General features: G+C 44.2%; 12 protein-coding genes. 4 read left to right on the forward strand and 8 right to left on the reverse strand.

The genetic code is table 11. The annotated features are described in order from the left end of the window. Positions 1-3: 3 nt before the first annotated feature. Both hutH and hutU read right to left on the reverse strand, forming a co-directional pair. Positions 4-1,539: a histidine ammonia-lyase gene (gene hutH, locus CYL31_RS18280; protein ID WP_212916565.1), complete on the reverse strand. Its 1,536-nt coding sequence runs from the start codon at positions 1,537-1,539 to the stop codon at positions 4-6. Between the two features lie 92 nt (positions 1,540-1,631). Beyond that, the gene (hutU, locus tag CYL31_RS18285; RefSeq protein ID WP_212916566.1) at positions 1,632-3,329 is read right to left on the reverse strand and encodes a urocanate hydratase; all 1,698 of its coding nucleotides are present in this window, start codon (positions 3,327-3,329) and stop codon (positions 1,632-1,634) included. A gap of 303 nt (positions 3,330-3,632) precedes the next feature. On the opposite strand from hutU, the gene CYL31_RS18290 reads away from it, so the two are divergent. Continuing rightward, on the forward strand, positions 3,633-5,033 hold the full coding sequence (locus CYL31_RS18290; RefSeq protein ID WP_212916567.1) for a formimidoylglutamate deiminase: 1,401 nt from the start codon (positions 3,633-3,635) through the stop codon (positions 5,031-5,033). Then, positions 5,026-5,625, forward strand: a complete 600-nt coding sequence (locus tag CYL31_RS18295; protein WP_212916568.1) for a HutD/Ves family protein — start codon at positions 5,026-5,028, stop codon at positions 5,623-5,625. Before CYL31_RS18290 ends, CYL31_RS18295 begins: the two co-directional genes overlap by 8 nt. Before the next feature lie 107 nt (positions 5,626-5,732). Here the strand turns inward: CYL31_RS18295 and CYL31_RS18300 are convergent, their stop codons facing one another. The 6 genes from CYL31_RS18300 to CYL31_RS18325 all read right to left on the reverse strand — a co-directional run bounded on the left by CYL31_RS18300 (position 5,733) and on the right by CYL31_RS18325 (position 11,771). Beyond that, positions 5,733-7,256 (reverse strand): HAL/PAL/TAL family ammonia-lyase, encoded by a 1,524-nt coding sequence (locus tag CYL31_RS18300; protein WP_212916569.1) that lies wholly within the window; start codon positions 7,254-7,256, stop codon positions 5,733-5,735. Between the two features lie 15 nt (positions 7,257-7,271). Beyond that, positions 7,272-8,099, reverse strand: a complete 828-nt coding sequence (locus tag CYL31_RS18305) for a quaternary amine ABC transporter ATP-binding protein (RefSeq protein ID WP_212916570.1) — start codon at positions 8,097-8,099, stop codon at positions 7,272-7,274. 2 nt (positions 8,100-8,101) lie between these two features. Further along, the gene (locus CYL31_RS18310) at positions 8,102-8,947 is read right to left on the reverse strand and encodes an ABC transporter permease (RefSeq protein WP_212916571.1); all 846 of its coding nucleotides are present in this window, start codon (positions 8,945-8,947) and stop codon (positions 8,102-8,104) included. Positions 8,948-9,014: 67 nt separating this feature from the next. Beyond that, positions 9,015-9,983 (reverse strand): glycine betaine ABC transporter substrate-binding protein, encoded by a 969-nt coding sequence (locus tag CYL31_RS18315; RefSeq protein ID WP_212916572.1) that lies wholly within the window; start codon positions 9,981-9,983, stop codon positions 9,015-9,017. A gap of 274 nt (positions 9,984-10,257) precedes the next feature. After that, a complete protein-coding gene (hutC, locus tag CYL31_RS18320; protein ID WP_249411627.1) occupies positions 10,258-11,013 on the reverse strand; it encodes a histidine utilization transcriptional repressor HutC in 756 nt (251 codons plus the stop codon). An 83-nt stretch (positions 11,014-11,096) separates the two neighbouring features. Beyond that, on the reverse strand, positions 11,097-11,771 hold the full coding sequence (locus CYL31_RS18325) for a cytochrome b/b6 domain-containing protein (protein WP_212916574.1): 675 nt from the start codon (positions 11,769-11,771) through the stop codon (positions 11,097-11,099). A gap of 184 nt (positions 11,772-11,955) precedes the next feature. On the opposite strand from CYL31_RS18325, the gene CYL31_RS18330 reads away from it, so the two are divergent. Together CYL31_RS18330 and CYL31_RS18335 are read left to right on the forward strand one after the other, a co-directional pair. After that, positions 11,956-12,987 (forward strand): SRPBCC family protein, encoded by a 1,032-nt coding sequence (locus CYL31_RS18330; protein WP_212916575.1) that lies wholly within the window; start codon positions 11,956-11,958, stop codon positions 12,985-12,987. A gap of 65 nt (positions 12,988-13,052) precedes the next feature. Further along, on the forward strand, positions 13,053-13,250 hold the full coding sequence (locus CYL31_RS18335; RefSeq protein ID WP_212916576.1) for a hypothetical protein: 198 nt from the start codon (positions 13,053-13,055) through the stop codon (positions 13,248-13,250). Positions 13,251-13,339 lie beyond the last annotated feature (89 nt).

A 13,339-nucleotide genomic window follows, 5' to 3' on the forward strand; every position in this document is an offset into this window, starting at 1 on the left:
TGGCTATTTAATACTAGGCAATAGCCCTTCTGGCATCGTCTCGTTATGCACCGCTTCTAATAGCAATTCATTGGCCTTTTCGATATCTGGCGCGAAATAACGATCTTTATCGTAGAAAGGCACACGAGCGCGCAATGTCGCACGAGCGTTTTCTAGACGTTTGCTGGATTTCAATGGTGCGCGGAAGTCCAAGCCTTGTACCGCAGACAAAATCTCAACCGCCAAAATACCGCGTGTATTTTCCGCCATATCTTTCAAACGGCGCGCAGCGAAGGTCGCCATAGAAACGTGGTCTTCTTGGTTCGCTGATGTTGGCAAACTGTCTACTGACGCTGGGTGCGCGTAGCTTTTGTTTTCGCTCGCCAATGCCGCCGCCGTTACTTGCGCAATCATGAAACCAGAGTTTACACCGCCGTTGTCCACCAAGAATGGCGGTAATTTACTTAGGTTACTGTCGATCAGCAAAGCCATACGACGCTCAGACAAACTACCAATTTCAGCAATCGCCAAAGCAAGGTTATCCGCTGCCATAGCGACAGGTTCTGCGTGGAAATTACCACCAGAAATGATGTCGCCTTCCGCGGCGAATACTAATGGGTTATCGGATACGGAATTGGCTTCAACACACAAGACTTTTGCGGTGCTGCGAATTTGCTCTAGGCATGCGCCCATCACTTGCGGCTGACAACGCAGAGAATACGGATCTTGGACTTTCTCACAGCCTTGGTGAGAATCGCCCAACTCTGATGTTTCGCCTAATAGATGACGATACGCTGCCGCTGCATCGATTTGCGTTTGATGACCGCGTACTTCATGGATTCGCGCGTCAAATGGACTACGGCTACCAAGCGCAGCTTCCACAGACAAAGAACCACAGACAATCGCGGAAGCAAATAGATCTTCTGCTTCAAACAGTCCCTCTAATGCAAACGCTGTAGAGGCTTGAGTACCGTTCAATAGCGCTAGACCTTCTTTTGGCGCAAGAGCAATTGGCTCTAATCCAGCGATAGACAAGGCCGCTTGACCAGAAATCACTTCGCCACGATAACGGGCTTTACCTTCACCTAATAACACAGTACTCATGTGAGCCAATGGTGCTAAATCACCCGATGCGCCTACAGAGCCTTTTTTCGGAATACATGGATACACTTCTTTGTTAATCAAGGTCAGCAAAGCTTGAATCACTTCAAGGCGAATACCAGAGAATCCACGGGCAAGGCTGTTTACTTTCAGCGCCATAATCAGTTTGACGGTTTTGTCTTCCATCAAAGCACCAATACCCGCCGCATGAGACAACACAATGCTGCGCTGTAACTCATCCAAATCTTCTGGTGCAATACGCGTATTCGCCAACAAACCAAAGCCAGTGTTAATACCATACACAGTGCGATTTTCTGCAATTACATCATTAACAACTTGTGTACTGGCGTGAATCGCGGGGAAAGCGCTTTCGTCTAGCGTCAGCTTAACGTGACGACGGCTAATTTGACGCAATTCGTTTAGAGTCAATTGACCTGGTTTTATGGTTAATTCAAACATAGTGTTCCTTAATCTTTTTATTCTCAAATCAAAACGCCGGATAACGGTCGTTCCTCCCTCATCCGGCCTACAAATTTTCCATCAACAGCGGATTATTTCGCTTGAGCACCAGTGATCATAGGTAAATTTAACCCCTGCTCTTTCGCGCAATCGATAGCAATATCATAACCTGCGTCCGCATGACGCATCACACCAGTCGCTGGATCGTTATGAAGAACACGAGCAATACGCGCTGCCGCATCGTCACTACCGTCACACACAATTACCATGCCGGAATGCTGAGAGAAGCCCATACCTACGCCACCGCCGTGGTGTAAAGATACCCAAGTCGCACCAGATGCTGTGTTCAACAAGGCATTCAATAGAGGCCAATCTGATACGGCATCTGAGCCATCTTTCATGCCTTCCGTTTCGCGGTTCGGGCTAGATACAGAACCAGAGTCAAGATGGTCACGACCGATAACGATTGGCGCAGACAATTCACCGCTACGCACCATTTCATTAAAAGCTAAGCCAAGTTTGGCACGTTGGCCAAGACCGACCCAACAAATACGCGCTGGCAAACCTTGGAATTGAATACGCTCACGAGCCATGTCTAACCAACGGTGTAAATGCTCATCATCAGGAATCAACTCTTTTACTTTGGCATCGGTTTTATAAATATCTTCTGGATCACCAGACAAAGCCGCCCAACGGAAAGGCCCAATACCACGGCAGAACAACGGACGAATATAAGCAGGTACGAAACCTGGGAAATCAAAGGCGTTTTCGACACCTTCTTCCATCGCCATTTGACGAATGTTGTTACCATAATCAAACGTTGGCACACCCATTTTTTGGAAATCCAACATGGCTTGAACATGTTTCACCATGGATTTTTTCGCAGCAGTTACGATTTCTTTTGGCTGAGTTTGTGCTTTCTCGCGGTACTCTTCCCAGCTCATACCTAGTGGTAAGTAGCCGTTTAATGGATCGTGAGCCGATGTTTGGTCTGTCACCATATCTGGGCGAATACCACGTTTTACCATTTCAGGTAGAATTTCTGCAGCGTTACCGCAAAGCGCGATAGACACCGCCTTGCCTTCCGCTGTGTATTTTTTAATGCGCGCCATGGCATCGTCTAAATCAGTCGCTTGCTCATCCACATAGCGAGTACGTAGACGGAAATCTATACGGCTTTGCTGACATTCAATATTCAATGAACACGCGCCAGCCAAGGTTGCTGCTAGTGGCTGAGCACCACCCATGCCACCAAGACCCGCCGTTAATACCCAGCGACCAGCCAATTTACCATCGTAATGCTGACGACCTGCTTCAACAAAGGTTTCGTAAGTGCCTTGTACAATGCCTTGGCTACCGATGTAAATCCAAGAGCCCGCTGTCATTTGGCCGTACATCGCCAAGCCTTTCGCGTCTAGCTCGTTAAAATGTTCCCAGTTGGCCCAATGTGGCACTAGGTTTGAGTTAGCGATTAATACACGAGGTGCGTTGCTATGGGTTTTGAATACACCCACTGGCTTACCTGATTGCACCAACAAGGTTTCGTCTTCTTCTAGCTCTTTTAGGGATTCAACAATCTTGTCATAACATTCCCAATCACGCGCCGCACGACCAATACCACCGTAAACCACCAATTCTTCTGGGTTTTCCGCTACATCAGGATCCAGGTTGTTCATCAACATACGCATTGGCGCTTCAGTGAACCAAGATTTAGCTGTCAATGTTGTTCCAGTTGCTGCTTTTACGACACCTGCGCGGTAACGTTTTTGAGCGAGTGTTTGCTTAGTCATTTTTTCACCTATCAAAGAATGTCTTTTGATTCTGATTAAAAGGAAGATTTAACGAACATGTATATACAATTCATCTAAAGATAAAATCTAATTTTTCTAGATGCAAGCCATTTTTGAAAATAAATCCAACGAATTCAAATTAAAAAGGACAAGTGACACACACTAAAAAGCAAAAAAACCTTAACAATCAAGCACGACATAAGTGAATCACCGGATGAAAAAGAAACTCATAAAAAACACACTTGTATATACATTATATTTTCCATTACACTCAAAGCATCAATATTCATTAGGACAGGACTTGTGACTAGCCATAACCCCACTCATTGCGATAGCACTCAATACTATTTTGCGCAACGCGCTTTGCTCTCTTCTGGCTGGGCGAAAGATGTGCTTTTTTCTGTTCAAAATGGTCAATTTCACTCTTTTTCAGCAGACAGCGTGCCAACAACAGACTGCCATGTTTTATCTGGCCCCGTCTTACCAACACTTGCCAACGTGCATTCTCATGCCTTTCAGCGAGTAATGGCGGGAGCCGCAGAAGTCAGCTTAAATCCGAATGATAGTTTTTGGAGTTGGCGCGATTTGATGTACAAGATCGTGCAAAAACTTACGCCAGATGATGCTCATATCATTGCCAAACAGCTTTATATCGACATGCTAAAAGCCGGTTATACACAAGTCGGGGAATTCCACTATCTACACCACGATGTTGGCGGAAAGCATTATGGCCAGCTCGGAGAAATGTCGAATCAGATCATCGCTGCAGCAGACGAGTCTGGGCTAGGCTTAACGTTGCTACCTGTGCTGTATTCTCACTCTGGTTTTGGAGGACAAGCACCGAACGCCGGACAAGCGCGCTTCATCAACAGCACAGATTCTTATTTGGCGTTACATCAAGCCTGCGATAAAGCATTAGCAAATCATCCTCGCCATAAATTGGGGATCTGTTTTCACTCGCTGCGCGCTGTGACCAAACCACAAATTGAAACTGTACTTTCTGCGTTAAAACAAGACGTTCCGATACACATTCATATCGCCGAGCAACAAAAAGAAGTGCAAGACAGCTTAGCTTTCAGCGGGCAACGTCCAGTGGAATGGCTACATAATGAAGTCGGCCTAAATGGTCGCTGGTGCTTAGTTCACGCCACTCATCTAACCGATACAGAACGCCAAGCCATCGCCAGCAACCAAGCGGTAGCAGGGCTTTGCCCGACGACAGAAGCAAATTTAGGCGATGGCATTTTCCCAGGTGTAGCGTTCGAACAAGACGGAGGCCGTTGGGGTATTGGCTCAGACAGCCATGTGAGCTTGTCGATTGTCGAAGAATTACGAACTTACGAATACGGGCAGCGCCTACGCGACCAACAACGCAATCGTTTATATCGTGCCGACCAAACCAGTATTGGTGACAACCTTTATCAGCAAGCTTTGTTGGGTGGCAATCAAGCCTGCGATGTGTCATTAGGGTTAATTCAAGGTAACCGAGCAGACTTTATAGTGCTCGACGAATCTCATCCTTTTATCGCCGCAAGTGAAGCAAAAGACCTACTCAATCGCTGGCTATTCGCCACTAATGAAAACCTTGTGAAAGACGTTTTTGTCGCTGGCAAACACACTATAAAAGACTTCCACCACCAGCATGAAGACAGCAGCCGTCTGGCCTTTACTCAAGTCATTAAAAAGGCCATGTACCATGCCTAATTTCATTATTATCGAGCAATCACAATACTTGCGAATGCCATGGAAAAACGGCCTTGGCGAAACCCTAGAGATTCAACGTCATGAAGATGAAATAGGCCTACGTTTTCGTATCAGCCAGGCTTCGGTTGTGGAAAACGGCATGTTTTCCGATTTCAGCGGATTGCATCGCACCTTGGTGTTGTTATCTGGTGAAGGCATGACACTCGAACACACAGATAGCAGCAGCAAAAGCAGTCATATTTTAAACAAGCTACTAGACATAGCGCGCTTCTCAGGTGGTGATGAAACTTATGCCACACTGAAAAGTGGCAAAATTGAAGACCTGAATATCATGGTGCGAGACACCGACACTCAAGCAAAAGTAGAAGCATACTCAGCACCTTGCTCGGTATTACTTTCAAATAACGATACCTCGATCTCAACTAGTGACACCTTGTTCAGTGGTTTTTATGCTGCTGAGGACACTGTGATGGATATAGAGAGCGCAACTCCTTTGCTAATCAAAGCACACAGCATGGTAATTTTTTCAGAAGAAACCAATGCGACATTGGCTCAAGGAAACGGCATATTGATAAAAGTGACCGCGATTTAACGCTTCACTCGGACAAGCATACACTTTAAAAAAGTACTCCCTTGACCCTTTCAACCAATCTAAGTTGAAAGGGTCTTTTTTTAGAGCGACTTTCTTACTATTGAATATTACTGAACATCCGCAAAATGCGTTGCTAGCAACGCGTTACTGCGAACCAACAGACTACTTTTTTCGATTTCTGGTGCTAACCAGCGATCTTCATCATAAGAAGGAATACTTTCACGAATCAGCTCCCACGCTTTAAAAGTTCCCTCTCCCATGCTGCCAGGTTCAATAAACTCACAGGCTTGGGCGGCACAAAGGTACTCGATCGCTAAGATTTTGTTAGTGTTTTCCAGTACGGTTAATAACTTAAGCGCAGCCATGGTGCCCATACTCAAATGATCTTCCTGCAAGGCAGAAGTCACATAATTATCTGTCACTGCAGGTACCGCAAAGCGTTTGTTCTCGGCACACAAAGAAGCAGCCACATATTGAACAATCATCATGCCAGAGTTCACACCTGGTTCAGACACCAAGTAGGCAGGTAAACCGCTGACCAATGGATTCACCAGTCGATCCAAGCGGCGTTCAGAAATGCCTCCTAACTCAGCAATGCTGATGGCCATCAAATCCGCCGCAATGGCCACACTCTCACCGTGAGGATTGGCTTGCGAGACCACACGATAATTTTCCGGCGTGCCAAGCACCAACGGATTGTCAGTAGCCGAACTAAGCTCCGTATTTACTTGCATAGCAACATGCTTAAGTTGATCTCTTACCGCGCCATGCACTTGAGGAATAGAGCGAACACTTAAGGCATCCTGAGTGCGAATGCCGTGATGACTCGTTAGATTTTCACTACCTTTGAGCAGACCTCGTAAATTACGTCCAACCGTTTGTACACCTTCATAAGGCTTTAACGATAAGACTTCTGGGTCGAGTGCATCTTGCTGGCCTTCTAATGCCTCAAAACTTAACGCACTAATAACATCTGCCCATTTGGTTAAGCGCCATGCGTCATCTATCGCAAGACAAGATAACCCTGTCATACATGGCGTGCCGTTCACTAGACTTAAACCGTCTTTTGCACCCAATCTAATTGGCTCCAACCCTTCCGCCAAAAAAGCATCGGTGGTTGGTACTACCTTGCCTTGATAAGAAACGGTTCCGATACCTAATAAGCAAACACCAATATGCGCCATATGCGTTAAATAACCGACTGATCCCTGGCTAGGCACCTGAGGTGTTATTCCACGATTCAAGAAATCCAATAAGCCTTGAACCAGATTGCGGTGAATACCAGATTTTCCCTTACTGTAATTCACCACCGCCGCGCACATAATGGCGCGGCACTGCTCATCGGGTAAGATTGGCCCAACGCCACAAGCATGGCTGAGCAAGGTGTTACGAGACAACTTACTCAGTTGCTCTGCCGTCAAACTCACACTACAAAGCGACCCTAAACCTGTGTTAATGCCATAAGCATTTTTGCCACTTTTAACAATGCATTGAACAATAAGCTGGGCATTATCAATTTTCTCCCAAATAGAGTCCGATAACTCTAGCAAGGCGCCATAACGTGCTACTTGCACAACGTCCTGCCAGTAAATAGCTTGCTCAGTAATGATCACAGTTTCTTTATTGTTCATGATTTAACTCATTTCTCACACTGTCGCAGCGCGACGCTGAACAAAGCGGTCTACGTATTCGTCCGCTGGATTATTCAAAATATCATGGGGAGTACCAACTTGAATAAGCTGTCCGTCTTTCATGATGGCGATGCGGTTACCAATGCGTAGCGCTTCATCCAAATCATGGGTAATAAATACGATGGTCTTGTGAAGCGTACTTTGCAATGTTAAAAGCTGATCCTGCATTTCAGTACGAATAAGCGGATCTAAGGCACTAAACGCCTCATCCATCAAAATAATATCGGTATCCGCAGCTAACGCACGCGCCAAGCCTACACGCTGACGCATCCCGCCAGATAATTGTGCAGGATAACGAGATTCATAACCTTTCAGGCCAACCGTGTCTATCCAATAATTGGCTTTTTCTTCTTGGTACGCTTTGGTTTCACCGCGTACTTTTAAACCGTAACCAACATTGTCCAATACGGTTTTGTGAGGCAATAAACCAAAGCTTTGAAACACCATACTGATTTTATTACGGCGGAACTGACGTAGTTGATTTGAGTTGTATTGCAGGATGTCTTCACCGTCTACGTAAATATGACCACTTGTCGGGTCAATAAGACGATTAAAGTGGCGTACTAAGGTCGACTTTCCTGAACCAGACAACCCCATGATGACAAAAATCTCGCCAGAGTCGATGCTCATTGAAATGTCATTTACGCCAACCACACAACCGGTTTTGGCCAAAATATCACTTTTTGATTCAGCGCTTTCGATCAGTTTTATTGCAGCGGGAACATTGTCGCCAAATACCTTAAATACGTTTTCGATTACTATTTTTTGCTTTGAAGAGGTCATACTTATGCTCCGTATTTTGGCTTGCCATAGGCTTGTGTGATTCGGTCAAACACCACAGCTAAAATAACAATGGCCAATCCAGCTTCGAGCCCACGCCCAACGTTCAATGTCTGAATACCAATAAGAACGTCCTCACCCAATCCTCGAGCACCAATCATAGAAGCAATCACAACCATAGAAAGAGCCATCATGGTCGTCTGGTTAATACCCGCCATAATGCTAGGCAAGGACAAAGGCAACTGCACACCAAAGAGCAGCTGAGAACGTGTCACACCAAAAGAATGCACAGCTTCAATAACTTCTTTATCCACTTGGCGAATACCCAGATCTGTTAACCGTATAAGAGGTGGCACAGCATAAATAACTGTCGCAAAAATAGCAGGCACTTTCCCTAAGCCAAACAACATAAGCACAGGAATCAAATACACAAAGCTAGGCATGGTTTGCATGATATCCAGCATCGGCATAAGTACTTTTCGCAACCTATCACTGCGCGCAGAAAGTATTCCCATCGGTATACCAATCAATACCGAAATAAAGGTGGAAATTAGCATCAGCGCCAAGGTTTGCATGAGTTTATCCCACAAGCCAACCGCTCCGACAAAAAAGAGCAAGCCTGTAAGAATCACCGTTGGCAAAATTTTTCTAGTCGCATGAAAAGCAATGACCGCCACAAATATAAGCATCATCCACCAGGGTACAAAGCGGAGAAACTTTTCAAGATTCACGATGGAAATTAAAAGGACATCAGAAATATGTCGAAAGACATCACCGTAATTGGTTACAAGATCATCAACCCAAGCGTTGATCCAATTAGCGGTTGTAAAAGTAAACTGCTGTGGAAACATATCAGTACCTAATTTTTATTCGAAAAATGCGCCTTCTCTGCATTTCCTTTAAGAGAAGGCGTCATGATTAAAGACCGCTTTGAATGTTTTTCGCCGCGTTAGCACTCACCCACGTCGTCCAAATCTCAGGCTTTTCTTTTAAGAAAGTTTTGGCAAGTTCAGGCGCATCAATATGCTCTACGCTCATACGCGCTAAATAGGTATTTAACAGATCAATAGGGATATTTACTTTCGAAAGCACATTCACAAGCTCAGGCGCTTCATCGTGAAAGGTTTTAGATAGTCCAACTTGAATAGTAACGCTTTTGTCTACGCCCGGTTTTTCCTCTAATTTGATTACATCAACACGACCTAAAAGCGCGGTTGGTGACCAGTAATAGAATAAAATAGGTTCTTTACGTTTATAGCTAGACAGTACTGCTGCATCTAAGGCAGGGCCCGTGCCGGATCGGAAATTCGTATAGCTGTTTTCTAAACCATAATCTTTTAGCATTTCTGTGTTTTCTGTTTCACATGTCCAGCCAGCAGGACAGTTATAGAAGCGACCTTTAGAGGGCTCTTCTTGATCTCGAAAAATAGCAGAGTACTGAGCGAGATCGGCAATATTTTTTAAATTAGGAGCGCTGGCTTTAATACCACGAGAAGCATCCCCTTCAACCACAAAACGTGGTACGTACCAACCTTCTACCGCGCCGACTACTGGCGCTCCAACACCTACGACTTTGCCCGCTTCAGCCGCTTTATTCCACACTTCACTTCGGCCTACCCACTCTTCCGCAAACACTTGAATATCATTGGTGCTAAGAGCATTTTCCATTGAGATAGAGTTACCAGGTAAGCTATCTACTTTACAGCCATAACCTTCTTTTAAAAGTGTTTGCATGATCTCAGTTAGCAGCATGCCACTTTCCCAATTCAGTCCTGCAAATTTCACCGCTTTACCTGAATCGCACCAATCACTGGCAAAACTGGCATTTGCGCCAGCAGTTAAAGCAAGGCCCACAGCAACACATTTTACTTTGCTCATTACTTTCATGTGATCGTTCCTCATGTTCGTTTTTTTAATTTGGCCACAAGTTATCGATGCGCCTCAGCTAACCCACACCTAATGGAATTAATTGCATCAATAATATTTTATACAACAACTGGTAGTAACATGTATATACAAGCAAGCCATATGCCAACATTTTTTTTCAAACTAATCGCGAGAGAAATAAAGGAAAATAAGAAAAGATAGGTCGTACAGCACATAAAAAAGCCCTTTCTATGCACTAAAAAGGGCTTCGACGCACCAAAATAAAACAAAAAAACTAACGACCAAAATGTCCGAATAGTTGAAAACGCGAACCAGGGTGTAATAGGCGAGCAGCCGTGACGATATCATCGCCCGCCCAAGTACGACGTTTGATTTGTAAACAAGGTTCTGATGCTTGAATTTGTAGGCGTTCGCATTCGACAGCATTAGGCAAGACAGCTTCCACTAAATGCTCGCCTTCCGTCATCGGTGCTACGCTCATCAGGTATTCATAAGGCGTGTGTCTGGCAAAATCTTGTTTATCGTAATCTGGTGCTAACGTTGCATTAACAATTCGTTCTTCTATTTGAATAGGTAAATCGTTTTCGAAGTGCAAAACCACAGAGCGAAAAATGCCATGATTTGTACGAACGCCGAGCGTCATTGCCTCTTCCATGGAGGCTTTGGCAGATTCCAGTACTAATAATTCAGAACGATGTTTATGGCCACGAGCAGCAACCTCTTCCGCTATGTTATGAACTTCAAATAACGCTGAATGAGCTTTTTTCTCCGCAACAAACGTACCTAAGCCTTGGTGACGAACAAGGTAGCCTTCTGCCGTTAATTCACGTAATGCACGATTCACCGTCATACGACTCACACCCAATGCCTTAACGACTTCCGCCTCCGAAGGTATACGTTGATTCGTTTGCCACTCACCCGATGAAATTTTTAACGAGATAGCCTGTTTTAGTTTGGCATAAATAGGCTGTGGTGCATCTGGTAAATCATCGAACAAGTTAGCTAAATTGGGAGCGGTTACGTCAGACACTAGAGATTCCATATGTTCATGAATTTAAGGGGAAATTATATCGTGAGTCGGCAAGAACAAACAATAAACTTGTCTATACACTACTAAATAGGTGCCAGCCAGAGTGCAGCTAACCACGAAAGCCCCATCAATAAAGAAAAGATCACGCCCCAGCGGGGCGTCTTCACCTCAACAGGAGCCGCTTCAATAGATGTCGCTGTGTGATGCTTTTTTCGACCAAGAATCATAGCTTCAATTAGACGCTCTTTGAGGCATAGCTCATGATATAACACAGCCAACACATGCACAGCGACCAGCCCAAGTAGGACGTTAGGTAAGAAGTGATGAATCGACGCTAATTGGCTAGCTAAATCTTCTGAAATTAAAGAATTAAATGGGCCGAACCAAAACACTTCATCACTGGTAAACAGTCCTGTACCCCACTGTACTGAAAGCGCGAGTAACAAAACCACCACCATTAATGCACCGATCGGGTTATGACCTAAATATTTTTTGGGTCGACCAGACAGCAGCGACATAGCAAAGCGAAAAGCGGCTTTTGGCCCTTTCACAAATTGACTAAAACGCGCGTAATAAGAGCCATAAAAACCATAAAGAACACGAGCAATAATCACCGCAGACAAACCATAGCCCATATAAAAATGGTACTGAATATAATCACCGTCTGATTTCCCTGTCACAATCAAACCTGTAAACAAAAGCACCATCAGCCAATGGCTAATGCGCACAGGCCAATCCCACACTAATGTTGATTTCATCTTTATGATCTCCTGCCAATATTCAGCGCCCGATTTCATTCTTGTGCAAAAAACATGCTCTTGCTAAAAGGTGACATTAAACACTATGCTGTGAAAAGCAAGATTCTGATTGCCTATTTTCAGCACTTAGCAGATAAACGCGTATCTCTGAGCATTATCAACATTCGACGGATAGGGCAAAAATATGATTGTCATTGTATTCCTGATTACATTTTGCACCACAGTATTGTTAGCGTATCTATTTTTATTTAATGGTCGCTTTTTTAGTCGGCAAAATGCAGTCATCGGTGTACCTATTGAGGTGATAGCAGAAGATTTAAGCGACCTTACCAACTGGAAAACCTGGTTACCTTGGCTTATTTATGAACCTAAAGCTTATGTTGACTATGAATACTTAAACTCAGGCATTCATTCAGTTTTACCTACTTGCTTAGTTTGGCAAGGTAAACTCATTAAAGATGGCTATATTACTCTAGAGCCATCTCGCTCTAGCGCTCATTACTTTCATACACTATTAGAAGCACCAGCTTTTTATCCAAACGATGTGCATTTCAATATTGATCTAACCAAACAAAAAGACCGCACCTTAGTCACCATCCAGATTACTGGTAAACTGCCTTTTTTCAGCCGTTGGAAACAAAGAAACTACGGCCTCCGCGCAGATAAAGACACAGAACTCGCGCTACTAAAATTATTGGCTTACCTAAACAAATACAGCAAAGCATCAAGCCATGAATACAACGCTCCCGCCTTTGAGTGGCTCGAACGAACCAGGCTGGATAATGTGGATGCGGTGACTCGACCTTTTGTGGTAAGTAACCAGCCAATGTCACAAAAAATGGATCAAGGTTTCCACGATTTAATTACCGAGCTTGGTCCAGAAAATCCACCTGCAGGCCCATGTTTCGCCTTGTACAAAAAAGCTGACATCGCCCACCATTATTTTTCTGGGCGATTAGGCATTCCCGTTCAAAACCTTGTACCGTGTGAACTCTACCCAGAGCGTATTGTCTTACGAGGTAGTTATTTACATCTACGCTATATGGGAAGTTACCAAAACCTTTCTTTGGGGTGGCATGTTTTATACAGTTTTATGAGGCTACACCATCTGAAACCTCATCGACGACGCTATGGTGTGGAAGTTTTTGAAGTGGGGCCATTACAAACCAACCACTCAAAAGACTTTGTCACATCAGTATATTTACCCATCAAATAATAGACTTAGCTGTTTTATGGGAAAATATTTTTTCAACCCATTTCTTTATAAGGAAATACAACACTATGGTTACCTCCCCCAAAGTTATGCAATTGGTCGAGAGTCTTTTGCGCATTATTTTAACGATTGTATTTTTCTATGCTTTTAAAGCCTTGTTTGATGTAGAAAATGATTTATTGTTGGCGTTCTTTTCTGTACTTTGTGCGTTCATCTTATTCAAAGGGTTAGTACTGGGTTTCAATAGAATCACAGCCAAAAAATAGTGCCAATCCGCGCTAAACTTAGCGTATCCTAATGGTTTATATCCCCCTGAATACAAAATGCAGATTGAATGGATACAAGCCTGCATTCT

The organism is Marinomonas sp. A3A (assembly GCF_018336955.1).
GTDB lineage: Bacteria > Pseudomonadota > Gammaproteobacteria > Pseudomonadales > Marinomonadaceae > Marinomonas > Marinomonas lutimaris.